This is a genomic window from Rhodopseudomonas sp. WA056, assembly GCF_010906995.1.
In the GTDB taxonomy this organism is placed as follows: Bacteria; Pseudomonadota; Alphaproteobacteria; order Rhizobiales; family Xanthobacteraceae; genus Rhodopseudomonas; species Rhodopseudomonas palustris_G.
Window position 1 is genome coordinate 1 of record NZ_QPFS01000067.1, and the last position, 26,956, is coordinate 26,956.

20 protein-coding genes are annotated in these 26,956 nt (G+C 66.3%); 10 read left to right on the forward strand and 10 right to left on the reverse strand.

The features are described 5' to 3' along the window. Window positions 1-268: 268 nt before the first annotated feature. From DU475_RS14175 to DU475_RS14195, 5 genes are all read left to right on the forward strand, one after another. Entirely contained in the window at window positions 269-1,075 is an 807-nt protein-coding gene (locus DU475_RS14175) for a crotonase/enoyl-CoA hydratase family protein (RefSeq protein ID WP_164632484.1), read from the forward strand. A gap of 11 nt (window positions 1,076-1,086) precedes the next feature. After that, the gene (locus tag DU475_RS14180; protein ID WP_164632485.1) at window positions 1,087-2,982 is read left to right on the forward strand and encodes a feruloyl-CoA synthase; all 1,896 of its coding nucleotides are present in this window, start codon (window positions 1,087-1,089) and stop codon (window positions 2,980-2,982) included. A 137-nt stretch (window positions 2,983-3,119) separates the two neighbouring features. Further along, entirely contained in the window at window positions 3,120-3,539 is a 420-nt protein-coding gene (locus tag DU475_RS14185; RefSeq protein WP_013503421.1) for an acyl-CoA thioesterase, read from the forward strand. A 79-nt stretch (window positions 3,540-3,618) separates the two neighbouring features. Next, window positions 3,619-4,776 (forward strand): ABC transporter substrate-binding protein, encoded by a 1,158-nt coding sequence (locus tag DU475_RS14190; protein ID WP_013503420.1) that lies wholly within the window; start codon window positions 3,619-3,621, stop codon window positions 4,774-4,776. Between the two features lie 312 nt (window positions 4,777-5,088). After that, window positions 5,089-5,943, forward strand: a complete 855-nt coding sequence (locus DU475_RS14195; protein ID WP_164632486.1) for a GGDEF domain-containing protein — start codon at window positions 5,089-5,091, stop codon at window positions 5,941-5,943. On the opposite strand, the gene DU475_RS14200 is transcribed toward DU475_RS14195, so the two are convergent. Genes DU475_RS14200 through DU475_RS14210 form a run of 3 tightly spaced genes read right to left on the reverse strand, consistent with a single transcriptional unit; the run spans window position 5,881 to window position 9,412 of the window. Further along, on the reverse strand, window positions 5,881-6,600 hold the full coding sequence (locus DU475_RS14200) for an ABC transporter ATP-binding protein (protein WP_164632487.1): 720 nt from the start codon (window positions 6,598-6,600) through the stop codon (window positions 5,881-5,883). The genes DU475_RS14195 and DU475_RS14200 overlap by 63 nt on opposite strands. Next, the gene (locus tag DU475_RS14205; protein ID WP_164632488.1) at window positions 6,597-8,366 is read right to left on the reverse strand and encodes a branched-chain amino acid ABC transporter ATP-binding protein/permease; all 1,770 of its coding nucleotides are present in this window, start codon (window positions 8,364-8,366) and stop codon (window positions 6,597-6,599) included. The genes DU475_RS14200 and DU475_RS14205 overlap by 4 nt, the downstream gene beginning before the upstream one ends. Before the next feature lie 5 nt (window positions 8,367-8,371). After that, on the reverse strand, window positions 8,372-9,412 hold the full coding sequence (locus DU475_RS14210; protein WP_013503416.1) for a branched-chain amino acid ABC transporter permease: 1,041 nt from the start codon (window positions 9,410-9,412) through the stop codon (window positions 8,372-8,374). 167 nt (window positions 9,413-9,579) lie between these two features. Between DU475_RS14210 and DU475_RS14215 the strand changes: the two genes are divergently transcribed. Next, window positions 9,580-10,098, forward strand: a complete 519-nt coding sequence (locus DU475_RS14215) for a MarR family winged helix-turn-helix transcriptional regulator (protein WP_047308367.1) — start codon at window positions 9,580-9,582, stop codon at window positions 10,096-10,098. Between the two features lie 23 nt (window positions 10,099-10,121). Here the strand turns inward: DU475_RS14215 and DU475_RS14220 are convergent, their stop codons facing one another. From DU475_RS14220 to DU475_RS14230, 3 genes are all read right to left on the reverse strand, one after another. Next, window positions 10,122-10,541, reverse strand: coding sequence for a hypothetical protein (locus DU475_RS14220; RefSeq protein WP_205524381.1), 420 nt, complete (start codon window positions 10,539-10,541; stop codon window positions 10,122-10,124). After that, window positions 10,538-11,581, reverse strand: a complete 1,044-nt coding sequence (locus DU475_RS14225; RefSeq protein WP_013503413.1) for a Y4kA family protein — start codon at window positions 11,579-11,581, stop codon at window positions 10,538-10,540. Before DU475_RS14225 ends, DU475_RS14220 begins: the two co-directional genes overlap by 4 nt. Before the next feature lie 130 nt (window positions 11,582-11,711). Further along, window positions 11,712-13,442 (reverse strand): cation:proton antiporter, encoded by a 1,731-nt coding sequence (locus tag DU475_RS14230; protein ID WP_164632489.1) that lies wholly within the window; start codon window positions 13,440-13,442, stop codon window positions 11,712-11,714. 347 nt (window positions 13,443-13,789) lie between these two features. Between DU475_RS14230 and DU475_RS14235 the strand changes: the two genes are divergently transcribed. Further along, entirely contained in the window at window positions 13,790-15,364 is a 1,575-nt protein-coding gene (locus DU475_RS14235) for an adenylate/guanylate cyclase domain-containing protein (RefSeq protein WP_164632490.1), read from the forward strand. A 524-nt stretch (window positions 15,365-15,888) separates the two neighbouring features. On the opposite strand, the gene DU475_RS14240 is transcribed toward DU475_RS14235, so the two are convergent. The 4 genes from DU475_RS14240 to DU475_RS14255 form a co-directional block, all read right to left on the reverse strand. Continuing rightward, window positions 15,889-17,169: a glycerate kinase type-2 family protein gene (locus tag DU475_RS14240; RefSeq protein WP_164632491.1), complete on the reverse strand. Its 1,281-nt coding sequence runs from the start codon at window positions 17,167-17,169 to the stop codon at window positions 15,889-15,891. A 170-nt stretch (window positions 17,170-17,339) separates the two neighbouring features. Further along, on the reverse strand, window positions 17,340-18,575 hold the full coding sequence (locus DU475_RS14245; RefSeq protein ID WP_164632492.1) for an ABC transporter substrate-binding protein: 1,236 nt from the start codon (window positions 18,573-18,575) through the stop codon (window positions 17,340-17,342). Window positions 18,576-18,794: 219 nt separating this feature from the next. Further along, the gene (locus DU475_RS14250; RefSeq protein WP_164632493.1) at window positions 18,795-20,282 is read right to left on the reverse strand and encodes a UdgX family uracil-DNA binding protein; all 1,488 of its coding nucleotides are present in this window, start codon (window positions 20,280-20,282) and stop codon (window positions 18,795-18,797) included. Between the two features lie 167 nt (window positions 20,283-20,449). Beyond that, window positions 20,450-21,700: a putative DNA modification/repair radical SAM protein gene (locus DU475_RS14255; protein ID WP_164632494.1), complete on the reverse strand. Its 1,251-nt coding sequence runs from the start codon at window positions 21,698-21,700 to the stop codon at window positions 20,450-20,452. A 167-nt stretch (window positions 21,701-21,867) separates the two neighbouring features. Between DU475_RS14255 and DU475_RS14260 the strand changes: the two genes are divergently transcribed. The 3 genes from DU475_RS14260 to DU475_RS14270 form a co-directional block, all read left to right on the forward strand. Then, window positions 21,868-22,653: an ImuA family protein gene (locus tag DU475_RS14260; RefSeq protein WP_047308873.1), complete on the forward strand. Its 786-nt coding sequence runs from the start codon at window positions 21,868-21,870 to the stop codon at window positions 22,651-22,653. Beyond that, on the forward strand, window positions 22,541-24,136 hold the full coding sequence (locus tag DU475_RS14265) for a Y-family DNA polymerase (protein WP_164632495.1): 1,596 nt from the start codon (window positions 22,541-22,543) through the stop codon (window positions 24,134-24,136). Before DU475_RS14260 ends, DU475_RS14265 begins: the two co-directional genes overlap by 113 nt. A 7-nt stretch (window positions 24,137-24,143) precedes the next feature. Further along, window positions 24,144-26,956: error-prone DNA polymerase (locus DU475_RS14270; RefSeq protein WP_164632496.1), on the forward strand; the 2,813-nt coding region annotated here is incomplete at its 3' end.

Genomic DNA, 26,956 nt, shown 5'->3' on the forward strand with positions numbered 1-26,956 from the left:
CGACCTCTCCCCGCGTGCGGGGAGAGGTCGGATCGGCGCGAAGCGCTGATCCGGGTGAGGGGGCGCTTCCACGCGGCCGAGCCGCAGAGACTCGTGGAGAGCTGCCCCTCACCCCAACCCTCTCCCCGCAAGGGCGGGGCGAGGGAGTGCGCCGCGCAGGACGTTGGACCAGCACCTGAACGCCTAGCCGCATTTCGAACGCACCCCGATTGACGCCGGCCCCAAGTGATTGTTATAGTGTATAACTATTCTGCACAGGACGTAATAAGTGCTCACAGGAAACGCTCAGGCCGCGACCCTCGCGGACCCGTCGACGCTTGTCGTCGATACCGTCGGCCCCGTGCTGACGATCGGTCTCAATCGTCCCAAGAAACGCAACGCCCTCAATGACGGGCTGATGGCGGCGCTGAAGGACTGCCTCACCGACATTCCCGACGAGATCCGCGCGGTGGTGATCCACGGCCTCGGCGATCACTTCTCCGCCGGTCTCGATCTGTCCGAGCTGCGCGAGCGCGACGCCACCGAGGGGCTGGTGCATTCGCAGACCTGGCACCGGGTGTTCGACAGGATCCAGTATTGCCGGGTCCCGGTGATCGCGGCGCTGAAGGGCGCGGTGATCGGCGGCGGGCTCGAGCTCGCCTGCGCGGCGCATATCCGCGTCGCCGAGCCTTCGGCCTACTATGCGCTGCCGGAAGGCAGTCGCGGAATCTTCGTCGGCGGCGGCGGCTCGGTGCGTCTGCCGCGGCTGATCGGCGTCGCGCGGATGGCCGACATGATGCTCACAGGTCGTGTGTATTCCGCCGCCGAGGGCGTCGTGCACGGCTTCTCCCAGTACCTGATCGAAGACGGCTCGGCCTACGACAAGGCGCTGGAGCTCGGCAACCGTGTGGCGCAGAATGCGCCGCTGACCAATTTTGCGGTGCTGCAGGCGCTGCCGATGATTGCCGAGGCCAATCCGCAGACCGGCCTGTTGATGGAATCGCTGATGGCGACCGTGGCGCAGAGCGACCAGGAAGCCAAGACGCGGATACGCGCTTTCCTCGATCACAAGACAGCCAAGGTTCGGCCGAGCTGAACGGAGCCGTGATGGACGCCATGACCGATCCCATTGCACTCGCCGCCACTGCCGCCGGGCACGATGCGGCTCATCCGCTGCGCGACATCTCGTTCGGCGAGATCGGCATCGCCACCGAGCGAAAGCCGGACGGCACGATCTACGTGCGCTCGACCACGACGCTGACCGACTATCCGGTGCGGATCACCGACCGGCTGCATCACTTCGCCGAGAGTGCGCCGGACCGGGTGTTCATGGCGGAGCGCGACAGCCAGGGCGGTTGGCGCAGGATCAGCTATGCCGAGATGCTGCGCGCCGCGCAGACCATCGCCTCGGCGCTGATCGCGCGCGGCCTGTCGGCCGAACGGCCGGTGATGATCCTGTCCGGCAATTCGATCGACCATGCGATGGTGATGTTCGGCGCGCTGTATGCCGGCGTCGCGATGTGTCCGGTGTCGCCGCCGTATTCGCTGGTGTCTAAGGATTACGGCAAGCTGCGCCACATCGTCGGATTGCTGACGCCCGGCCTGATCTTCGCCGACGACATCACCGCGTTCGCACCGGCGATCCTCGCCACCGCGCCGGGCGAGGTCGAACTGGCCGCCACCCGGGGCGAGGTGACGGGGCGCAAAGTGACGTCGCTCGCAGAATTGCTGGCGACGCCCGAACATCCCGAACTGGCCGCCAAGCACGAGGCGATCGGCCACGACACCATCGCCAAGTTCTTGCTGACGTCCGGCTCCACCGGCAATCCGAAGGCGGTGATCAACACCCAGCGGATGATCTGCGCCAACCAGGTGATGATCCGCGAGGCGATGGCGTTCCTCAAGGACGAGCCGCCGGTGATCGTCGACTGGCTGCCTTGGAATCACACCTTCGGCGGCAATCACAACATCGGCCTGACGCTGTTCAATGGCGGCTCGATGTATATCGACGACGGCAAGCCGACGCCGGCCGGGATCGCCGCCACCATCCGCAACCTGCGCGAGATCGCCCCGACGGTGTATTTCAACGTCCCGAAGGGCTACGAGTCGCTGCTGCCGGTGCTGCGCGAGGATGCCCAGCTTCGCAAACTGTTCTTCAGCCGGCTGCACGCGATGTTTTTCTCCGGCGCCAGCCTCGCCGCGCACGTCTGGAACGGGCTCGACGAGGTCGCGGTGGCCGAGACCGGCGCGCGGGTACCGATGTTGACCGGACTTGGCGCGACCGAGACCGCGCCGTTCTTCATGTCGGTGACGCCGCAGACCAGCCGCTCCGGCCATGTCGGGCTGCCGGTGCCGGGCAACGAGGCCAAGCTGGTGCCGAACAACGGCAAGCTGGAAGTCCGCGCCAAGGGCCCGAACATCACCCCCGGCTATTGGCGTGCGCCGGAGCTGACCGAAAAGGCGTTCGACGAGGAGGGCTTCTACAAGCTCAACGACGCGCTGAAGCCGGTCGATACCAATGACCTCTCGCGCGGCTTCGATTTCGACGGCCGCATCTCCGAGGACTTCAAACTGGCGTCCGGCACCTGGGTCAGCGTCGGTCCGCTTCGGGCGAAGTTCATCGCCGCCTGCGCACCGCTGGTGCGCGACGTGGTGATCGCCGGTCTGGACCGCGACTACGTCACCGCGCTGGCGATCCTCGATCCAGACGGCTGCAAGCTGATCAACGCCACGCTGCCGCTGGACGACCTCGCTGGCATGGCAGCCGATCACCTAATCCGCGAGGCGTTCCGCGAGCGATTTGCCGCGCTGCTGACCCAGGCGACCGGCTCCTCGAACCGGGTCACCCGCGCGGTGCTGCTCGGCGAGCCGCTGTCGATTGACAAGGGGGAGATCACCGACAAGGGCTCGGTCAACCAGCGCGCCGTGCTGGAATATCGCGCCGCTCTGATTGCCGACCTTTACGCCGAACCGCCGCCGGACCATGTGATCGCGCTGGAGTGAGGGGCAATGGTCTCCGTCATTCCGGGGCGCGGACGCAGTCCGCGAACCCGGAATCCCGAGATGATCTGCGCAAGAGATTCCGGGTTCGCCGCTGCGCGGCGCCCCGGAATGACCAACTGAGAGCTAGGCGACTATCGATGTTCACCAACCGCCGTGAGGTGCAGATCCAGTGGGGCGATTGTGACCCGGCGGATATTGTCTATTACCCGCGTTACTTCGCGATGTTCGACGATTCCACCTCGGCGCTTTTTGTTGCAGCCGGGTGTTCGAAACGCGACCTGATCAAGGTTTATGGGCTGGTCGGGATTCCGATGGTGGATACCCGCGCCAAGTTCTACATCCCCTCGACCTATGGCGACGTGATCAGCATCGAGAGCCGGATCGAGCGGTTCGGGCGCTCCAGCTTCGAAGTGGTGCACAAGGTGTTCAAGGCCGAGCAGTTGGCGCTCGAAGGCTTCGAGACGCGGGTGCTGGTCGGTCGCCATCCGGACGATCCGGGACGGCTGAAATCGGTGGCGGTGCCGGAGGAGGTGAAGTCCAAATTCATGCGGGGCTGACTCGCCGCCGGTGATGCCGTAAACAGGACGACAAGATCGCGCCGAACACGGCCGATACCATAAGAGGGAGGAGGAGAACGTGTCCAAGTTCAAGCTGTCCGCTGCGGCGCTCGCCGTGACCTTCGCGTTGCCGGGGCTTTCCGGTGCCGCGCTGGCCGAGACCAATGAAATCACCATCGGTATCACCGTCACCACCACCGGCCCCGCCGCGGCGCTCGGCATTCCGGAGCGCAACGCGCTCGAATTCGTCGCCAAGGAAATCGGCGGCCATCCGCTCAAGGTGATCGTGCTCGACGACGGCGGCGATCCGACCGCGGCCACCACCAATGCGCGGCGTTTCGTCACGGAGTCCAAGGCCGACGTGATCATGGGCTCGTCGGTGACGCCGCCGACCGTGGCGGTGTCCAACGTCGCCAACGAAGCCCAGGTGCCGCATATCGCGCTGGCGCCGCTGCCGGTCACGCCGGAGCGCGCCAAGTGGTCGGTGGCGATGCCGCAGCCGATCCCGATCATGGGCAAGGTGCTTTACGAGCACATGAAGAAGAACGGCATCAAGACCGTCGGCTATATCGGCTATTCGGACTCCTACGGCGACCTGTGGTTCAACGATCTGAAGAAGCAGGGCGAGGGGATGGGGTTGAAGATCGTCGGCGAGGAGCGCTTCGCGCGTCCTGACACCTCGGTCGCCGGACAGGCGCTGAAGCTGGTCGCGGCCAATCCGGATGCGATCCTGGTCGGCGCGTCCGGAACCGCCGCGGCGCTGCCTCAGACCACGTTGCGCGAGCGCGGCTATAAGGGCCTGATCTATCAGACCCACGGCGCCGCCTCGATGGACTTCATCCGCATCGCCGGCAAGGCGGCCGAGGGCGTGCTGATGGCGTCCGGCCCTGTGATGGATCCGGAAGGTCAGGATGACAGCGCGCTGACCAAGAAGCCCGGGCTCGAACTCAACACCGCCTATGAAGCCAAGTACGGCCCGAACAGCCGCAGCCAGTTCGCCGCGCATTCGTTCGACGCCTTCAAGGTGCTGGAGCGGGTGGTGCCGGTGGCACTGAAGACTGCCAAGCCGGGAACGCAGGAGTTCCGCGAGGCGATCCGCAAGGCGCTGATCACCGAGAAGGACATCGCAGCGAGCCAGGGCGTGTACAGCTTCACCGAGACCGATCGCTACGGACTCGACGATCGGTCGCGGATTCTGCTGACGGTGAAGGACGGCAAGTACGTGATGGTGAAATAGCCGTCGCGCACAAACGCGTTCGCCCGCGTGGCGGGGCCGGCCTCTCCGTGGGCCGGCCCTTTTTCTGTGTTCCGCCTCGAAGGTGCCCGGCACCGGCTCTCCCGCATCGCAGAAATCGCGAGGCGGCTCTTAGCGCCGCGTTAAGGCTGATGGTTCGAATTGCACGGAGTTAACGTGACCCATGCCCGGCCTCTGGTAGGACTACCAGGGTGCAACGGAATACGCGCGGCGCAACGCTGCGCATCGGGCCAGCGACCGGCGGCCGAGGCGGTTACGCCTCCGCGCCGGTCCGGCCCCCAACAACGGTGACTGATGCCGAACCAGATCGTCACGCAGCGTGATGCGATCCGCTACACCGCGGGCCGGGTGGCGGTCGCGGGCGGGATCACGGCGATCGTCACCCTCGTCTTTCTGATCTCCGATCTCGGCACCGACTGGAGTGCGACCGTCGAAGTCGGCGCAGTTGTGAAGGCGTCGTTGCTGGTCGCGCTCGGCGTCTCCACGACGCTGTCCGGCGCGATGGCGTATCGGTCGGCGCGGCTGATGCAGCAACTGACCTCGACCCGCGCCGAGCTGGTGCGGATGTCCCGTACCGACACACTGACCGGGTTGCTCAATCGCCGCGGTTTCGACGAGGCCGCTGCGACATTGCTGGCGCGGGCGAGTTTCACCGGCCAGCCTGTCGTTGCGCTGATGTGCGACCTCGACCGCTTCAAGGCGATCAACGATCACTACGGCCACACGATCGGCGACCGCGTGCTCGCCGAGATCGGCGGCATTCTGCGTGACTTCGCTGCGCCGCGCGGCATGCTGATCGCCCGTCACGGCGGCGAGGAATTCGCCGGCCTGATCGTCGGCGTCAGCGACGAGCAGGCGAACGACTACGCGCTGGAGCTGTGCCGGCGGTGCGCAACCGAGGTGGCGTGCGACGGTCGCCAGGTCGCGGTGACGATGAGCTTCGGCCTCGCTACCTATGGCGGCGGCGACCTGTCGTCGCTGATGCGCCGCGCCGATCTGGCACTGTATCGTGCCAAGGATCTCGGGCGGAATTGCGTCGTGCGGCTCGACGCCTGCGCAACCTTACCCACCGCGTCGGCGGAGCCGTCAGGCGGGATGCGAGAAGCCGAGATAGCTGGCGACCACCGCCTCGTTGCGGGCGACCTCTGAGGCCGGCCCGTCGAGAACGAACTCGCCGAGCTCCATCACATAGGCGCGGTCGGCGATTGCGAGCGCGGCCTTTGCGTTCTGCTCCACCAGCAGCACCGATACGCCTGCTTCGCGCAATTCGCCGACGATACGGAAGATGTCGGCAACGATGATCGGGGCGAGGCCGAGGCTCGGCTCGTCGAGCATCAACAGCTTCGGCGCGCCCATCAGCGCACGGCCCATCGCCAGCATCTGCTGCTCGCCGCCGGACAGCGTGCCGGCGAGCTGCTTGCGCCGCTCCTTCAGCCGCGGGAACAGGCCATAGACCCGCTCCTGCGATTGCGCGGCGATGCTCTTGGCGATGCGGAAGGCGCCGAGTTCGAGATTGTCCTCCACCGTCATGGTGGCGAACAGCTCGCGATGCTCGGGCACCAGCGACAGCCCGGCGGCGACGCGGTCCTCGATGTCGAGCCGCGCGACGTCGATGCCGTCGAAAGTGACGCGGCCCTTCAGCGGCAGCACGCCCATCGTGGCGCTGAGCAGGGTGGTCTTGCCGGCGCCGTTGGCGCCGACCACAGTGACGATCTCGCGCGTCCGCACCTCGAGCGACACGTTCCGCACCGCCTCGACCTTGCCGTAGGACACCGAGACGCCGGACACCGAAAGCAGGGCGGTCATGCCAGCGCTCCGAGATAGGCTTTGATCACGTCCGGATTGGTTTTGATCGCGTCGGGCGTGCCTTCGGCGATCCTTGTACCGAAGTCGAGCACGACGATGCGGTCGGCGAGGTCCATCACGAAGCCCATGTCGTGTTCGACCAGCAGCACCGACATGCCGCTATCCTTGAGCTGACGCAGCAATGCTGCGAGCCGCTGCTTTTCCATGTGGCGCAGGCCCGCCGCCGGCTCGTCGAGCAGCAGCAGTTCCGGATCGGCGCACAGCGCACGGGCGATCTCGACGATGCGCTGCTGGCCGAGCGACAGGCTGCCTGCGAGCTGATCGATCTCGGCGCCGAGACCGACGCGCTCGATCTGGCGTGCGGCCTCGGCGAGCAGCTTGGCCTCGTCGCCGCGATCGAACCGCAGCATGCTGGTGATCGCGCCGGAGCGGCCGCGCAGATGCGCGCCGATCGCGACGTTCTCCAGCACGGTCATGTCCGGCACCAGCTTGACATGCTGGAAGGTGCGGGCGATGCCGAGCTTCACCACTTCCTGCGGCGGGGTGTTGTCGACCGGCTTGCCGTGCACTTCGATCCGTCCGCCGGTCGTGGTGAGGATGCCGGTGATCAGGTTGAAGGTGGTCGACTTGCCGGCGCCGTTGGGGCCGATCAGCGCGACGATCTCGGCGGCGTTGACCTCGAACGACACATCGTTGACGGCGACCACGCCGCCGAACTGTTTTCGCGCCCGCTCCACTTTCAACAGCGGTGCGGCGGAGCTGCCCACCCGCTCACGTGCAGGCAGGCCGCCGGCCTTTCCGGTGGCGGTGCGGCGAAATTTCAACGGCACCAGATTGGCGAGCCACGGCCACACGCCGCCGGGCGCGAGCTGCAACAGCACCACCAGGAGGATGCCGAACACGATGATCTCGAGCTGGCCCTGGCCGCCGAACAGCAGCGGCAGATAGCCCTGCAGCACCTCTTTCAGAATGATGACGATCGCGGCGCCGAGCACGCCGCCCCAGACATAGCCGGCGCCGCCGACCACGGCAATGAACAGATATTCGATGCCGGCCTGCGGCCCGAACGGCGTCGGGTTCACGTTGCGCTGGAAATGCGCGTACAGCCAGCCCGACAGGCCGGCCAGCACCGCCGCGTAGATGAACACGAGCAGCTTGGCACGCGCGGTCTGCACCCCGAATGCTTCGGCGGCGACATGGCCGCGGCGCAGCGCGCGAATGGCGCGGCCGGTACGGCTGTCGAGCAGGTTCATGGTCAGCACCGCGCTGATCAGCACCATCGCCCAGATCACGAAATAGATGCTGTGGGGATCGTACATGTCGATCGGGCCGATCGACAGCGGAGGCACCCGGGAGATGCCGTCGTTGCGGCCGAGGAAATCGAGCTTGCTGAACAGATAATACAGCGCGATGCCCCAGGCGATGGTGCCGAGCGGCAGATAGTGGCCGGACAGCCGCACCGTCATCAGCCCGAGCAGCACCGCGGCGATGCCGGCGACCGCGAGCGAGGCCGGCAGTGCCAGCCACGGCGACAGGCCGTAGACCGTGGTGATGTAGGCGGTGGTGTAGGCGCCGAAGCCGCAGAACGCGGCCTGGCCGAACGAGGTGAGGCCGCCGACGCCGGTGAGCAGCACCAGCCCCATCGCCACCAGCGCGGCAAGGCCGATATTGTCGAGCAGCACGATCCAGAACGGCGGAATCCCCGGGATCAGCGGCAGCGCCGTCATCGCGGCGGCGAACAGGAGAACCGGCAACCAACGCGTCATCGCGGTCAGTCCTTCTCTTCTTCGACCGCGGGGGCGGCGAGCGATCGCAGCACCAGCACCGGCAGGATCAGCGTGAAGACGATCACCTCCTTGTAGTTCGAGGCGTAGAACGAAGAGAACGACTCGACGATGCCGACGACGACCGCGGCGACGGCGGTGAGCGGGTAGCTGACCAGACCGCCGATGATCGCCGCGACGAAGCCCTTCAACCCGATCAGGAAGCCGGTGTCGTAATAGAGCGTGGTGATCGGCACGATCAGGATGCCGGAGATCGCGCCGATCACCGAGGCGAGCAGGAATGCGATCTGGCCGGAGAGTGAGGTGCGGATGCCGACCAGCCGCGCCCCGAGCCGGTTGACCGCGGTGGCGCGCAGCGCCTTGCCGTAGCGGGTGAAGCCGAAGAACAGCCATAACGCCGCCATCAGCGCCAGCGTGATGCCGTAAACCGCCAGACTCTGCCCGGTGAACAGCAGCGGCCCGACGCTGAGCGCGACGTCCGACAGCGGTGGTCCGCGCAGGCCTTCGGCGCCGAAAAACACCAGGCCGAAGCCCTGCAGCGCCAGATGGCAGCCGACCGAGGCGATCAGCAGTACCAGCACCGAAGTATGCGCAAGCGGCTGGAATGCGATGCGATACAGAAACAGGCCGATCGCCGCGACGATCAGCAGCGACAGTGCGATGTTGACCGCGACCCCCGGCTTGTAAGGCGGCAGCAGCGTCGCCAGCGCCAGCACGGCTGCCGGAAACGCGATATAGATCAGCGCAGCCCGCACCACCTTGGCGAGATGCAAGGATCTGCGCGCGCCGAACAGCTCGAAGCCGAACGCGACCAGCCCCATCACCAGTGCGAGCTGGGCGGTGCCGGGCACGCCGCCGGCCGACAGCGTCGCGTAGGTGAGAGCGCCGAAGGTGATGAATTCGCCCTGTGGGATCAGAATGACACGCGTCACCGCGAACACCAGCACCAGCGCCAGGCCGAGCAGTGCGTAGATCGCGCCATTGGTGACGCCGTCCTGCAACAGGAACAGCAGAATCGTGGTGTTCACGCGAACGTCCCCTCCCGCGAAGGCGCGTCGTTGCGCGCCTCCATCCGCCGGCAGTTGAATTCTGCTCAGGCTATTTGATATGGTGCATAACAATTATCGACTATAAGCTCAAGGCCCCGCGAACGCGTCGCGCGACCGTTGCGCTGATCAGGATCACGAGCCCGGCGATGACCGCATCGAAAACCGCCGCCGTCGCCAAGCCGGCGCGAGCCGCGCGCAAGGCATCGCCGGTCGAGCCCGCCGCCGAGGCGTCCGAGCTGATGATGGGCGAACTGTCGGAGCTGCTCGGCTACGCGCTGAAGCGGGCCCAGCTTCGCGTGTTCGAGGACTTTCTACATTCGGTCGAGCCCGTGCAACTGACTCCGGCACAGTTCTCGGTGCTGTTGCTGCTGGATGCCAATCCCGGACGCAACCAGACCGAAATCGCCACCACGCTCGGCATCCTGCGGCCGAATTTCGTGGCGATGCTCGATGCGCTCGAGAGTCGCGGCCTGTGCCTGCGCACCCGCTCCCCGAGCGACCGGCGCTCGCACATCCTGATGCTGACCGACAAGGGTCGCGCGACGCTGGCGCGCGCCAAGAAGCTGGTGGCGACCCGCCACGAAGCGCGGCTCACGGCACTGCTAGGGCCGGACAATCGCGATGCGCTGCTGGCGATGCTGGCCAAGATCGCCCGGGAGTTCTGAGCGCGCCGGCGCTTCCGCCACGATCAGCTCTTTTTGAAGCACCGCTTGTCATTCCCCGGGCAGGGATCGACCTCCTGCACCGACGCGGTGATCGAGTTGAGTTCGATCACCGCGCGCTTTCGTTTGGCCACCAGGAAGCGGTCGACGAACGCGACGGAGGTTGCCTTCAGGGTGACGACAGCTTCCGCTCGTTCGGCGCGGACGATGAAGTCCTCGGCCTCCTCAGGCGTCAGCGAGCGGCAGAACCGCACGACCGCCGCGGCCGGCGACACGTAGCGGGTGAAAGGTCCGGCAGCCTGTTTCGTCGGCGTTTGTTTCGGTGCCGAAGATTTCGGTGCCGCAGATTTCGGGGCTGCCTTCGCTTTCGATTTTGCGTTCGACTTCGCTTTGGCCTTTGTTGTTGATCTCCCTGCTCCGCCCGCCATCATCGTCTCCTCGGTCATTGTGCCGGGTAAAGCTGCAGCTCACGACGCTTCATCTGGTCGATCGCGATCACGGCGAGCACCTCGGACGGCGTTCCGCCGCCGGTGACGCGATCGCCGACATAGAGGGTCTGCGAGCCGCCCGTGCGGCGGGTCGCTGCAGTCGGGGCCGTGCCGGTGCGCGGCGCCGTGAACAGATAGGTCCGCAGTGATGCAAGATCGACGACGCGATCCCCGGCGAGGGCCAGCGCGATCGCGACCTGATGCACGTCGCTGCGCTTGGCGCTCGCGGTCAATTGCGCGTCGGCGAGCTCGAACGCGGTGGTGACGCGGGTGAACACGACGCTCGGCGTGGCGCTCGCGTTCAAGGTGGTGGTGAACACCAGCTTGTCGGTCATCGCCGGGACCGCGCCGTGATTGCTGCCGGCGAGATTGCCGAACAGCGTCAGCTCGATGAAATCTTTGACCAGTTTCTCGACGCCGATCCGCCCGGTGATCGGATAGATGTAGTTCGCCGCGACGATCTGCCCGTCGCAATAGCGGCCTCGCGCCGGGTCGTTCAACGTCTTGAGCAGATAGCCGAAGGTGTCGGTGACGGTGAAGGTACGTTGGTTGCTGCGCTTGCGCAGCGCGCCGGCGCCGACGTTCAGCCTGAACACGTGCTCGGGCAGGATCCGCAGCAGGTTGGCCTGCGAGGTCAGGTCGTTGTCTTCGGTGATGTTGAGGTCGAAATTATAGGCGACGCCGGTCTTGTAGAACGTGTCGATCATCGTCCGGACCTTGCCGTAGGCAGGGCCAGGAAACAGTTCGGGGCCGAAGCTGCTGGTCGCTTCGCGATCCCCGGCGTAGGTGACGCTGAGCTGCTGGGCGATCGGATCGCCGCTCGCGGCGAGCTTGTCGATCCAGGCGATCACCACGGTCTGGACCGCGTCCCGCGTCTCGCAGCGGATGCGCTTGACGATGTCGGGCGTGTCGACCCCGGAGAAATCCTCCGGCAGCGGGTGGATCGCGCACCCGGTCAGCAGCACGGCCATCCCAGCCGAAACGATGCTCTTCCACATCGCGTGCCTCGGGCAATGACACGAACAACGACAAAACGACGAACCAAAATGATCGCCGACTATACGCCGGCGCTTCGTCGAGTCTGTGGTTTCGATGCAACTATGAGGCGAAATCGCGTCTGTGTCGCTACTACGGGAGTACTTCCCGGCGTTCGGAGAGGCGGGCGTCGAGCGCGGCGCGCTTGTCGGCCAGCAGGCCGTGGTCGGCGGCTTCGATCACGTCGAACAGCTCCTGCGCTTCGGTGATCCGGGTGACGGTGACGTAGTCGGCGCCGGCCTGGTACATCGCCTCGACATCGGTCAGCAGATCCGCCGTGGCGACGATCTGCGCGGTCGGATTGAGGGCCCGGACGTGGCGCACCAGCCGCTCGTTGGTGGCGCCCTTCAGCAGCGAATCCGGCACGCTGAGGATGATGATCTCGGCCTTGGCGACGCCGGCGTGCAGCAGCGTGGCGACGTTGCTGATGTCGCCGTAGATCACGTGCATGCCCCGCTCGGTGAGGGTGCGGTACACCGTCGGGTTGAAGTCGATCACGCTGATCTGCTTGAGCCGCTCGGGCGCGTGGCGCTCGATTTCGCTGACCAGGGCGCTTGCGGCGCGGAAGAAGCCGAGGATGACGATGCGATGCACCGCGCCGTGGCCGGCCTCGGCGGCGGCGTCGGCGCCGCTCTGCTGCTGGCCGAGATCGCGGAAGCCGAGCCTGGTCATCGTCCCGATCGCGCCGCGGGTAATCGGATCGCTGCGCATGATCACGAAGGTCGACAGCACCGCCAGCAATACGAAGGCGAACGAGGCGGCGCTCGCGGTTTGGGTGCCGATGTGGCCGGCGGCGATGCCGGTCTGGATCACCACCAGGGAGAACTCGCTGATCTGCGCCAGATTGAGCGCCGGCAGCAGGCTGGCGCGCAGGCCCTGCTTCATCAGATACAGCGGCACGAAGGTGGTGAGCAGCCGGCTCGCGAGCGTGAAGACCGCGATCGCCAGCGCCAGCCCGATCACCGAGCCGTTCGGGATCGGGATCGTCATGCCGAGCGCGACGAAGAACAGGGTGATGAAGAAATCCCGCAGCGTCGTCACCTTGGCGGTGACGTCGAGCGCATAGGGGAAGGTCGACAACGACACGCCGGCGACCAGCGCGCCCATCTCGCGCGACAGGTGCAGCCGCTCGGCGGTTTCGCCGATCAGGAAGCACCAGGCCAGAGCCCCGAGCAGCACCAGTTCGGGCGTGCGGGCGATGCGATGGAACAGCCAGGGCAGCACATAGCGCGACAGCAGCAGCGCGGTCGCGACCAGCGCGGCGACGCGGCCGACCGAGATCAGCAGCACGGAGATCTGGAGGTCGGCGAGACTGGGCTGCACCGCCAGGAACAGGATCGCGAAGATGTCTTGCAGCACCAGGATACCGAGTGTGATCCGGCCGGGCAGGGTGTCGAGCTCGCGCTTCTCGTACAGCACCTTGACGATGATCACGGTCGAGGACAGCGCGCACGCCACCGTCAGATACAGCGCGTCGAAATGGCCGCCTCCGAACGCGAGCCCGATGCCGACGAAGAACGCGATGCCGAGTGCGACGCCGCCGGCGATCTGACCACCGGCGGCCACCAGGATCACCGGGCCGGCGCGGATGATCTTCTTCAGGTCGATCTCCAGCCCGATCATGAACAGCATGAAGATCAGGCCGAGCTCGGAGATGACCGTGATTGAGTTCTCCGACTTGACCCAGCCGAGGCCGAACGGGCCGATCACGAAGCCGGCGACGAGGTAGGCGAGGATCAGCGGCTGGCGGAAAAAATGCGCGACCAGTCCGAGCAGCCAGGCGAATAGGATGCTCAGCGTGATATCGCCAATCAGTTCGTGCATGCACCCGCCGCCGTGGAACGCCCTGACGCGAACATTAGAGGGACAGCCACGCGGAAACAATGCATCGGACGCCCGGCTCGCGGAACGGGACGCCTTCGTTTTCTGCGTTCCCGTGAGTCTCTGGCTGACATGCCTGATTCTGTCCGCCGGCGCACCGGCTTTGGCGCGATCGCCGATCGCCGACCGCGCACCCAGCGCTCCCGCTCCGCCCCACCACCAGCCGGCCAAGCGGGCAATTGGAGCGGGATCGGCCGCCTCCGATGGGTAGCCCTGCACCTCGGATGCTTCCCTTTATACCGCCTGCACTTTAGGTTGCCGGCCACGGCGGCAAGGGGGACGGGCCCGGAATGGACAAGTCAGACACCGAGGATCTGCGCGCCCGCGGATGGTGGACCGGCCTCGCGATCGCGGTGCTGCTGCTCGGCCTGCCGCTGGCGGTGTGGCTCGATCTCACCAACCTCGTCGACGCGGCCTTGCGCCGGCAGGCGTCCGACCTGAATTCGGTGATCAAGAGCGTCCGCCACTATTACGCCGCCAACGTGGTCGGGCGGATCTTGGCCCATCCCGGCCAGGTGCAGGTGATCCACGATTACGAGACCGTGCCCGGCGCGATTCCGATCCCGGCGACGCTGTCGCTCGAGCTCGGCAAGGTGATCGGCGAGCAGCAGAGCAATATCACCTACCGCTTCGTCTCGGATTATCCGTTCGCCAATCGCGCGCCGCATCAGCTCGACGCTTTCGAGCGCGACGCGCTCGCGGCGCTGCGCAAGGACTCGAGCGAGAACATCGTGTCGGCATCCGCCGGGCTGTTCAGCGACAGCGTCCGGCTGGTGTCGCCGGTGACGATGGCGCCGGCCTGCGTCGCCTGCCACAACACTCATCCCGAAAGCCCGAAGCGCGACTGGAAGGTCGGCGACGTCCGCGGCATCCAGGAGGTGATGATTACCCAGCCGATCGCCGCCAACCTGTTCTCGTTCAAGTTCCTGCTGGCGTATTTCGTGCTGGCGGCGGTGTGCGGTGTGTCGTTCCTGGCGATGCAACGCCGGCAATCGCTGAAGATCGTCGCGATGAACCGCGAGCTCGAGACCAACAACGACTTCCTGGCTTCGCTGTCGATGAAGATCTCGCGCTACATCCCGCCGCAGATCTACAAGAGCATCTTCTCCGGGCAGAAGGACGTCGTCATCCACACCGAGCGCAAGAAGCTGACGATCTTCTTCTCCGACATCCAGAATTTCACCGCCACCACCGAGCGGCTGCAGCCGGAACTGATCACCCAGCTCCTCAACGAGTACTTCACCGAGATGTCGGAGATCGCGCATCGCTATGGCGGCACCATCGACAAGTTCATCGGCGACGCGATGCTGATCTTCTTCGGCGATCCGGAGACCAAAGGCGACCGCGCCGACGCCCAGGCCTGCGTGCGGATGGCGTGGGCGATGCAGCGCCGGCTGTCCGAACTCAATGCCAAATGGCGCGCCGCGGGGATCGAGCAGCCGTTCCGGTCGCGGATCGGGATCAATTCCGGCTATTGCAATGTCGGCAATTTCGGCAGCGCCGACCGGATGGACTACACCATCATCGGCGCCGAGGCGAACCTCGCCGCTCGGCTGCAATCGATCGCGGAGCCTGGCGGCATCGTGGTGTCCTACGAGACCTATGCGCTTGTCAGCGACATCGTCGACGCCCATGCGCTGTCCTCGATCACCATGAAGGGGATCAGCCGCGAGGTGGTGCCGTATGCGATCGATCAGCTCCGCGACGGCAGCGAAGCCTCGGCGGTGGTGATCGAGAAAGTGCCCGGCTTCGACTTCCGCCTCGACACTGCAGCGGTCGCCGCCACCGATAGCGAGCGCGTCCGCTCGGTGCTGCTCCAGGCGCTGTCCTCGCTCGACCGGCGACAGCCCAGGGCGGCGGAGTAGCACAACGAACCCGCGCTACTGCGCTTGATCGATTGATTGAAGCAGACTTGTGATTGTAGCGGACTTGTAGTCGTAGAGGGCTTGGCCCTTGCCAAGGGGTCTAAAGTCCTCGTCCTGAGGAGCCCGGCAAAGCCGGCGTCTCGAAGGATGAGGAGCCGCATCGCCTGCAGCGCATGGTTCGAGACGGCGCTTCGCGCCTCCTCACCATGAGGTTGTGCCAATTGTGATTCCCGATACTATCAAAAACCCAACTACTCTAACTCAGACGCGTCCAACGAACCTTGGCGTCATCTCCGGGCTCGACCCGGCGATCCAGCTTCCAGAATAGATGGATGCGCGGGCTTCGCCGCGCCGGAGCGGCTACGGCCGCGCAGGCGGGTCAAGCCCGCGCATGACGGCGATTGTTAGCGCGCGGCCTCTCGTGCGTCATTGCGAGGAGCGAAGCGACGAAGCAATCCAGCAGCCCAAGGTGCGGAGCACCTGGATTGCTTCGCTTCGCTCGCAATGACGGAGAGGGGGACGAGCTAAGCCAAAATCACCCGAATATCGTTGACGTTGGTCAGCGTCGGGCCGGTGATCAGCAGGCCGCCGTTCTGGGCGAAGAAACCTGTGGCGTCGTTGTCGGCGAGATAGGCGGCGGGATCGAGCTGGTGCTGAGCGATCAGCGCGAAGGTTGCGGCGTCGATCAGCGCGCCGGCGGGATCATCGGCGTTGCCGGCGCCGCCGTCGGCGCCGTCGGTGTCGGCCGCGAGGGCGGCGATGTCGGGCAGGTCGGACAAGCTCTGCGCCAGCGCCAGGGCATATTCCTGGTTGGGACCGCCGCGGCCCTGGCCGCGTACTGTGACGGTGAGTTCGCCGCCGGACAGGATCGCCAGTTTGCGCCCGGAAGCCCGAGCCTCGCGCGCGAGCCGGGCATGCGCGGCGGCAACCTCGCGGGCTTCACCTTCGAGATCAGCGCCGAGATCGGCAACCTCGTAGCCGGCGTCGCGCGCAACTTGGATCGCCGCATCGAGCGACTGTCGTGGCCGTGCAATGATCTCGAACCGGGCGCGGGCGAATGCGGCGTCGCCGGCCTTGACGCTCTCGTTGCGCTGATCGTTCAGCGCGGCGGCGATCGCCGGATCCAGCTCGAGTTGATAGCGTGCCACCAGCGCCCGCGCGTCGGCCAGCGTGGTCGGATCCGGTACGGTGGGGCCGGAGGCGATTGCGGAGGGCTCGTCGCGCGGCACGTCGGAGATCGCCAGCGTCACGATCTGCCCGGCGTGCTGCCCGGCGCGGGCGAGGCGGCCGCCTTTGATCCGGGACAGGTGTTTTCTGACGGTGTTGACCTCACCGATCGGCGCGCCGGAGCGCAGCAGCGCCCGGGTGGCCTGCTGCTTCTGCGCCAGCGTCACGCCGTCGGCCGGCGCGATCCAGTTGGCCGAGCCGCCGCCCGACAGCAGCACCAGCAGCAGATCGTCCGGCGTCGCGGTGGCGGCGAGGGCGAGGCTGGCTTCTGCCCCGCGCACGCCGGCAGCGTCGGGCATCGGATGGCCGGCCTCGATCACCTCGACGCGGTGGGTCGGCACGCGGTGGCCGTGGCGGGTGGTGGCGATGCCGACCAGCCGTGACGGTTCCAGGCCCGAGTTGTCGAGATAATGCCGTTCCGCGGCCGCGGCCATCGCGGCGGCGCTCTTGCCGGCGGCGAGGCAGATGATCCGGCCCGGCGGGGCCGGCGGCAGATACGGTGCGAGGATGCGATCCGGGTGCGCGGCGGCGACGGCTACATCGAAAATGGCGCGGAGCAGCGGGCGATGATCGGTCATGTGCCCGTTGTGGCAGGCGCGCCCCGGGCCGGCAAGTGACGGCCGCCTCAGGCCGTCATCCCGGGGGCGCTCGCGCAGCGAGCGAACCCGGGATCCAGAGGTTCAGGGCAGTTCGAGATTCTGGGTTCGCCGCTGCGCGGCGCCCCGGAATGACGAAGGTGAGGGAGCGACTAGCCGCCGTTCGGCGAATGCACTTCGCCTTCGATCACATCGCCGAACAGCTTCCAGTTCTGGCCTTCGAACCGCATCATCTGCAACTGCTCGATCGGTGCGAAGTCGGTCGCCGAGGTGTTGAGTGTCACGCCCGGCAGCAGACCTCCGAGCTGGACACCCTTCAGGTTGGCCGCCTGCTTCATGACGTTTTCACGGCTGAGGTCGTCGCCGCACTGCTTGATCAGCACAGCTACCGTCTCGGCGATGTTGTAGCCGGTCATGAAAGAAGAATCGGCGCGGCTGGCATCAGGCGCGTACTTGGCCATGAACTCGTAGTAGGCCTTCATGCCCGGGTCGTTTTCCCACTGCTTGTCGGTGGCGTCCTTGGCGTAGGAGGCGGAGACGATGCCCTGGGCATTCTCGAAGCCGGCCGGCTTCATCACGCTGCCGGTCGAGGCCGAGACGTTCGGCACGATCATCATCGGCTTCCACGCCAGTTCGGCGACCTTCTTGATGGTCTGCGCGGCGAATTTCGGCGTCGCGAAGATCACCAGCACGTCCGGATTGGCGGCCTTGATCTTGACGATGTGGGAGTCGACGGTCGGCTCGGTGAGCTCGTAGCTGTCCTCGACCACGACCTGGGACGCCTTGGCGCCGAGTCCGTCCTTGAGGCCCTTCAGATAGTCCTTGCCGAAATCGTCGCCCTGGTACAGCACGGCGATCTTGGCGTCCGGCTTCTCCTTCAGGATGTACTTGGCGTAGATCCGGCCTTCGCTCTGGTAGCTCGGCAGCCAGCCCATCGTCCACGGGAAGTGCTTCGGATCGTTCCATTTGGTGGCGCCCGATGCCAGGAACAGATGCGGGACCTTCTTGGCGTTGAGATATTTCTGGATCGCGGTGTTCGACGGCGTGCCGAGCGGCGAGAACATGAACAGCACTTCGTCGCTCTCGACCAGCTTGCGGGTCTGTTCGACGGCCTTGGGCGGCGAATAGGCGTCGTCGTAGGAGATGTAGACGATCTTGCGGCCGTTGATGCCGCCCTTGTCGTTGATCATCTTGAAATAGGCTTCCTGCGCCCGGCCGACGCTGCCATAGGCCGAGGCGGGGCCGGAATACGGCACGATGTTGCCGATCTTGACTTCGGTGTCGCTGGCGCCGGGGCCGTATTTCTTCTGCGCCATCGCCTGGCCGCTCGAAGCGGTCAGCAGGGCGGCGGTCGCCAGGGTGGCGATCGATCGGGAGAGGGCCGACATCAGGGGAAATCCTCGCTGTTGTTGTTGGTCTTGCGGCGCACACGCTGCGCTGCAGCGTTGGCAGTGCAGCGGAGGGTTAGCCGGTTCGGCGCGGTTGCTCAACCCGCGCAAGTTGCGACGGTTACCAAATTTCGCGGCCATTCCGTCGAATGGAAATAGATGCTGTCGAAGACGTGCGAAAGGCGCAGCGACACCGCGCTGCGTCATTGGCGCGTCACGCTACGCCGCATCTGCCTTCTTCAGATGCGCGGCGACGATCTTCAGGTCGTCGACGAAGCGGGCGTATTCGCGCTCCTTGGCTTCGGCGTCGGGCAGGCGCAGCAGATAGGACGGATGCACCGTCACCAGCACCTGCGGGCTGTCGTCGCGGTCGATCAGATTGCCGCGGGTCTTGTTGATCGGGGTGATCTTGCCGAGCACGCTCTGTGCCGCAGTGGCGCCCATGGCGACGACCAGCAGCGGCTGCACCGCGGCGAGTTCGCGCTCGTACCATTGCCGGCAGGCCTTGATCTCCGGCGTGTTCGGCTTCTGGTGCAGGCGGATCTTGCCGCGCGGCACGAATTTGAAGTGCTTCACTGCGTTGGTCACATAGGTCTTGCTGCGGTCGACGCCGGCTTCCGCCAGCGCGCGATCGAGCATCTGTCCGGCCGGGCCGACGAACGGCTTGCCGGCGAGGTCTTCCTTGTCGCCTGGCTGCTCGCCGACCAGCATCACGGTGGCGTGCTGCGGACCTTCGCCGAACACGGTCTGGGTGGCGTCCTTCCACAGGTCGCAGGCGCGGCAATCTTTCGCTTCCTCGCGCAGATGCGCCAGCGTGTCGGCCTTCGGCTTGGCTTTTGTCATCGGCGGCTCCTGTCGCTGCGGCTTCTTCGGCGCGGTCGCCTCGGCCGCGACCATCGCGTGCGCCTTGCGCTCGGCGTGGTCGATCAGCGGCTTGATCAAAGCCGCTTCGGGCAGATTGCGCCAATATTTCTTCGGCATCTCTGCCTGCATCGCCCTGGTTTTCAGCCGCGCCGGATTGAAGATGCTGGCGTAGTAGGTGAGCCAGGTTTGTTCGAGGCGATCCTCCGACGGCGCCACTGTCTTGGTGATGCCGGGCGTGATCGCAACCCTGTGGCCGTCCCAATGCGCGCAGACGTCCGGCGTCAGGATCGACCATTCCATATCGGCGAAGCGGCGGGCGAAGAACGGCGCTGCCAGCTCGACGATATGGTGCTCGGGTTCGAACCAGGCGACGTAGCGCGACTTCGGCTCGCGGCCGATCTCGCGGAAGCGGACGAAGGCGTGCATCTTGTGCTCGTCGCGTCGCACCGCCTTGGCCATCGCCGAAAGCCGCGCCACGTCGGGATCGGTCGCGACCTGCATCAGCTCGGGATTGGCGCGCAGCCGCCACAGTAACTGATACAGATAAGCAAAACGCTGTGGATCGCGATGCAGGATCGCGACTTGCGCCAACTCAACGAAGCGGGCCGGGACGTTGAACGTCTGCGCGGGGGAGGGCGATTGGGTAAAGTGTGTGAACGGCGCGGCCGTTTCAGCAAAGGCTCCCGCATCCGCGGCAAGCCCCGCCGCGTCGAACAGCTCCGGCTCATCGCCCGTCACGCTCCAAGTGATATCGGCCGGTGCCACATCCGCCAGCACCAGCTCCCGCGCCGCCTTGCGCCAGCCGTCGAAATCGGTCTCGCTGTCGAGCCGGATGCGGTGCATGGTGGTGATCGCTTCGTCTCCTTGTTCAATTAGTTGAGGACCACCTTTCAACGCGTCATGGCCGGGCTCGTCCCGGCCATCCACGTTTTTTTGCCGGACGCGCCGGAAGGCGTGGATGCCCGGGACAAGCCCGGGCACAACGGAGGTTGTTACTTGGTCGCGGGCCTCTAAAACCCAAATCCCAGTTGCCGCGCCTTCGGCCGAAACCGCTCCGCCAGCCGCGTGCCGTCGAGCTGGTAAGTCGGCGGGCGGTGGTCGGGGAGAACGATGAAGGGGAGCGCCTTGTTCCGTGGGATGTGCAGCTTGGCCAGGTCCGCGCTGCGGATCGCGCTGTGGCGCCTGGTATCGATGATGCGGTCGACCGCCTTGCGGCCGAAGCCGGGAATGCGCAGCAATTCCTCGCGACTGGCGCGGTTGACGTCGAGCGGGAAGCGGTCGCGGTGGCGCAGCGCCCAGGCGAGCTTCGGATCCATCTCCAGCGACAGCATGCCGGCAGCGGGATCGATGATTTCGCCGGCGTCGAAGCCGTAGAACCGCATCAGCCAGTCGGCCTGGTACAGCCGATGCTCGCGCACCAGCGGCGGCGCCTGCAGCGGCAGCGCCCGGCTGGAATCCGGGATCGGGCTGAACGCCGAATAGTACACCCGTTTCAGATTGTACGAGCCGTAAAGATTGGCGGATGTGTCGAGGATGGTCTGGTCGGTGGCGGCGTCGGCGCCGACGATCATCTGCGTGCTCTGCCCGGCCGGTGCGAAGCGCGGCGGCTTGGCGCGGGTGGGGGTCTTCCGCGCCTCGGCCTTGGCCTCGGTCGCTTCATCCAGCTTCAGCCGCAGCCGCCCCATGGTGCGGCGGATGGCGCGGACGTTTTTCTCCGGCGCTAACTGGGCGAGGCTGGTCTCCTCCGGCATTTCGATATTGATGCTGAGCCGGTCGGCATAGCGGCCGGCCTTGGCGATCAGCGCGTCGTCGGCTTCCGGAATCGTCTTCAGATGAATGTAGCCGCGGAAGTGATGCTCCTCCCGCAGGCGTCGCGCCACTTCGACAATCTGCTCCATGGTGTAGTCGGCGCTGCGGATGATGCCCGAGGACAGAAACAGCCCCTCGATGTAGTTGCGGCGATAGAAGTCGAGCGTGAGCTGCACCACCTCACCCACGGTGAAGCGGGCGCGTGGCACGTTCGACGACGCCCGGTTGACGCAGTACAGGCAGTCGTAGGCGCAGGCGTTGGTCAGCAGCACCTTGAGCAGCGAGATGCAGCGGCCGTCCGGCGCATAGGAATGACAGATGCCCATGCCGGGCGCGGTCGAGCCCAGCCCCTTGCCGCCCTGGCTGTCGCGTTTCTCCGTCCCGCTCGAGGCACAGGAGGCGTCGTATTTCGCCGCGTCCGCCAGGATGGCCAGCTTGCGCTGCACGTCCATGCTTGGAATCTCCTTGATTCATCTCGCGAAAAAATTTGCCGCAAGACCTCGGTGCGATCCCGATTGACTCCGCCCGGGAGCAGGGATTTATTAGAACATATCATGAACAAATGAGCCGGCAACGGGTTCATCGAATCCGAAAAACGGCAGCGGAAAAGGAACGGCGCATGGACAGCGCGCGCCTCGGCATGCTTGCGCGCCTGCAGGGCGAAATCGACCGGCTCGAAAGCGGCACGGCGGAGACGCTGCGCCGTGTGCCGCTCGGCCATGACGACGTCGATGCGGTGCTGCACGGCGGCCTGATGCAGGGCGCGCTGCACGAAGTGTTCTGCGATGGCCACCAGGCCAGCGCTGCGACCGGCTTCGTCGCCGGCGTGGCGCAGCTGCTCGCCGAACAGCGCTTCCTGCTGTGGATCCGTCAGGATTTCTCCGCGCGCGAGAACGGCGAGCTGGCGATGGAAGGCTTCGCCGAACTCGGGCTCGATCCGCGCCGGTTGGTGATGGTACGCGCCCATGATGCCGACAGCGCACTGCGCGCCGCCGCCGATGCGCTGGCCTGCAACGGGCTCGGCGCGGTGATTACTGAGCTGTGGGGCGAGACCCGCGGGTTCGATTCCGTCGCCTCGCGAAAGCTGACGCTGGCGGCGCAGCAGTCCGGCGTCACCGCGCTGATGCTGCGGATCGCCGCTGCGCCGCAGGCCTCGACCGCGGAGACCCGCTGGGTGATCCGCGCGGCGCCTTCGCCGCCGATCGAAGGCTGGGGCGCCCCGGTGCTCGACACCTCCCTTGTTCGCAATCGTCGCGGCCAGACCGGCCGCTGGATCATGGAATGGAATTGTGATGCGTGCCGCTTCCGTGAACCGCAGACGCATTCTCGGCCTTTGGCTGCCGAGGCTTTCGACCGATCGGCTCGAACGGGCCTCGCCGCAGGCGGGCACCGGCTCGCCGGCTGATGCTGCGCCTCCGCGTGTCGTCGCCGCCAAGCGCGACAACGCGCTGGTGGTGGTGGCCTGCGATGCGCGCGCCAGCCGCGGCGGGGTGCTGCCCGGAATGCCGCTCGCCACCGTGCGGGCGATGCATCCGGCGCTCGATGTCATCGATCATGATCCGCACGCCGATGCGGTGCTGCTGAATGCAATCGCTGACTGGTGCGATCGCTTCACGCCGCTGGTGGCACTCGACGGTGCCGACGGGCTGCTGCTCGATATCACCGGCTGCGCGCATCTGTTCGGCGACGAGGTCAGGCTGCTGAACACGCTGACCGCGGCGCTGACGCGGCAGGGCTTTGTGGTCAGCGCCGCGATCGCCGGCACCGCGGTGGCGGCGCGGGCGCTGACCCGCGGCGGCTCCGGCCTGATCGTCGCGCCGGGCGACGAGCCGCGGGCGGTGGCGCCGCTGCCGGTGGCGGCGCTCGGCGTCGATGACGCGATCGTCCGCGGCCTGCGCCGCGCCGGGTTCAAGACCGTCGGCGAGGTGCTGGCGCGGCGGCCGACCGAACTCGCCGCACGGTTCGGCGAAGGCTTCGTCGCAGTGCTGCGCCAGGCGACCGGCGAAGACGACGCGCCGATCTCGCCGCGGCGGCCGGCGCCGGACTACGTCGTCGACAAGAATTTCCCCGAACCGGTTGCCACCACCGAGGTCATTCTGCCGACGCTGCTGGCGCTGGCGCGGCTGCTGATCGCCGCGATGGAGCGGAGTGGCAAAGGTGCGCGGCAGCTCACCGCCAGCCTGTTTCGCAGCGATGGCGCGGTGCGCAGCATCAGCGTCGAGACCGGGCAGCCGGTGACGCGGGTCGAGGTGGTGCAGCGGCTGTTCGCCGAAAAGCTCGACGCGCTGAACGATCCGCTCGATCCCGGCTTCGGCTTCGATCTGATCCGGCTCGCCGCCAGCGTCAGCGTGGCCGTGACCGAGGCGCAGCGCGGTTTCGACACCACCGCGCATCAGGCCGAGGATGTCGCCTTGCTGGCCGACACGCTGGCGGCGCGGCTCGGGGCCAAGCGGGTGGTGCGCTATCTGCCGCAGGATACGCATATCCCCGAGCGCGCCGCGCTCGCCGTACCGGTGCAGCATTGTCCGCCTGAGCCGGGCGATGCGCCGTGGCCGGCGCGGGCCGACGAACCGCCGCTGCGGCCCTTGCGGCTGTTACAGCCACCGGAGCCGATCGAGGTGCTGGCCGGCGTGCCGGACGGCCCGCCGGCGCAGTTCACCTGGCGCCGTGTTCTCCATCGCGTCGCCCGCGCCGAAGGACCGGAGCGGATCGCGACAGAGTGGTGGCGCGCCGCCGAGCCGGGGCTGACCCGCGATTACTTCCGGATCGAGGACGACGCCGGCGTGCGGTTCTGGCTGTATCGCGACGGCCTGTACGGCAGCGAGGTGATGCCGGAAGTAGGCGGTACCGGCCAGCCGCGCTGGTACATGCATGGGCTGTTTGCTTGAGACCGCGATGAGCGCACCGCGCTACGCCGAGATCGGCGTCACCACCAATTTCTCGTTCCTCGAAGGCGGATCGCATCCGCAGGACTATGTCCATGAAGCGAGCCGGCTCGGGCTCGACGCGATCGGCATCGCCGACCGCAACACGCTGGCCGGCGTGGTGCGCGCCTACAGCGAGCTCGATAACGAAGAGCTGATCCACAAGCCGAAGCTGCTGATCGGGACGCGGCTGTGCTTTGTCGACGGCACGCCGGACGTGCTGGCCTATCCGACCGATCGCGCCGCCTACGGCCGGCTCTGCCGCCTGCTCAGCGCCGGCAAGCTCCGCGCCGACAAGGGCGAGTGCGATCTGACGTTTGCCGATCTGGAGGCCTTCATCGACGAGGCTTCGGCCTCGATGAATCAGCCTTCGGCTTCCATCCACCAGCTCCCCACCTCGTCATGGCCGGGCTCGTCCCGGCCATCCACGCCTTTGCTACGATTGAGTCAGCAAGACGTGGATGCCCGGCACAAGGCCGGGCATGACGGTGGAAAGGTTACGGGTCGTCATTCGAAGATATTGCTGGTCGTCATGCCGGCCTATCGCTTCCAGACCAAAGCGATCGCCACCGCGCTCGAACGCCTCACCGCCCTCAACGCCGGTGCCGTCTGGCTCGGCCTCGCGCCGTATTATCGCGGCGACGACAAGCGGCGGCTCGATCGGCTGCGGCGAATTGCGGTCGCCGCACGGGTGCCGTGCATCGCCACCAACGACGTACTGTATCATCACGCTTCGCGGCGGGCGCTGCAGGACGTGCTGACCTGCGTGCGCGAAAAGACCACGATCGACAAGGCCGGGCGCCGGCTCGAAGGCAATGCCGAGCGGCATCTCAAGCCCGCCGCCGAGATGGCGCGGCTGTTCCGTGCCGATCCGGACGCGATCGCCGAGACGCTCAGGTTCGCGGGTCGCATCGGCTTCACGCTGGACGAACTGAAATATCACTATCCCGACGAGCCGGTGCCGCCCGGCAAGACCGCGCAGGCTCATCTGCGAGACCTCACCGAGCAGGGCATCCAGCAATATTTCCCGCATGGCATCAGCGACAAGCTGAAGGCCACCATCGACAAGGAGCTGGCGATCATCGAGCGCCGCGGCTACGCGCATTATTTCCTCACCGTGCACGACATTGTTCGCTACGCACGGTCGCAGGATATTCTGTGCCAGGGTCGCGGCTCGGCGGCGAATTCGGCCGTCTGCTACGTGCTCGGCATCACCTGCGTCGATCCGACCGAGATCGACCTGTTGTTCGAGCGCTTCGTCTCCGAGGAGCGCGACGAGCCGCCGGACATCGATGTCGATTTCGAGCATTCGCGCCGCGAAGAGGTGATGCAGTACATCTATCGCCGCTACGGCCGGCATCGCGCCGCGATCGTCGCCACCGTGATCCATTATCGGCCGCGCTCGGCGATCCGTGACGTCGGCAAGGCGCTCGGCCTGTCCGAAGACGTCACCGCGGCGCTCGCCGATACGGTGTGGGGAAGCTGGGGCAGGGGCCTCAATGAGATGCAGGTGAGGCAGGCCGGGCTCGACCCGCACAACCCGATGATCGGCCGCGCGGTCGAACTCGCCACCGAGCTGATCGGCTTTCCGCGGCATCTGTCGCAGCATGTCGGCGGCTACGTGCTGACGCAAGACCGGCTCGACAGCTACGTGCCGATCGGCAATGCCGCGATGGCGGATCGTACCTTCATCGAATGGGACAAGGACGACATCGACGCGGTGAAGATGATGAAGGTCGACGTGCTGGCGCTCGGCATGCTGACCTGCATCCGCAAGGGGTTTGATCTGATCGCGCAGCACAAGGGCGTGCGCTTTCAGCTCTCCGACATCAAGTCGGAGGACGACAACAAAGTCTACAAGATGCTCCAGCGCGGCGAGTCGATCGGCGTGTTCCAAGTCGAGAGCCGGGCGCAGATGAACATGCTGCCGCGCCTCAAACCGAGATGTTTCTACGACCTCGTCATCGAGGTTGCGATCGTGCGGCCGGGCCCGATCCAGGGCGACATGGTGCATCCTTACTTAAGGCGGCGGAACGGGCAGGAGCCTGTGGTGTATCCGTCGCCAGCGGGGGAGGCCGGCGACAAGGACGAGCTGCGGCAGATCCTCGGCAAGACGCTCGGCGTGCCGTTGTTCCAGGAGCAGGCGATGCGGATCGCGATCGAGGCGGCGCATTTCACCCCGGACGAGGCCAATCAGCTCCGCCGCGCGATGGCGACGTTTCGCAACGTCGGCACCATCGGCAAGTTCGAAGCCAAGATGGTCGGCAATCTGGTGAAGCGCGGCTACGACGCCACCTTTGCCAAGAACTGCTTCGAACAGATCAAGGGTTTTGGTTCCTACGGCTTTCCGGAAAGCCATGCGGCGAGCTTCGCCAAGCTGGTCTATGTCTCGGCCTGGATGAAGTGCGAGCATCCCGACGCGTTCTGCTGCGCGCTGCTGAATTCGCAGCCGATGGGGTTCTACGCGCCGGCGCAGATCGTCGGCGATGCGCGAAGTAACAAGGTCGAGGTGCGCCCGGTCGACGTGTCGTTCAGCGAGGGCCAGTGCACGCTGGAGGAGCGCTGCGGCGAGCATCACGCGGTGCGGCTCGGCTTCCGCATGATCGACGGCTTCCGCTGGGCCGATCCGGACGAGGAGCGGGTGCGTCTCGCCGCCGGCGAGCTGCCGTCCGACGATTGGGCGGCGCGGATCGTCGCGGCGCGGGCGAGGGGGCCGTTCGGTTCGCTCGAGCAATTCGCGCGGATCACAGGCTTGCCGAAGCGCGCGCTGATCCTGCTCGCTGA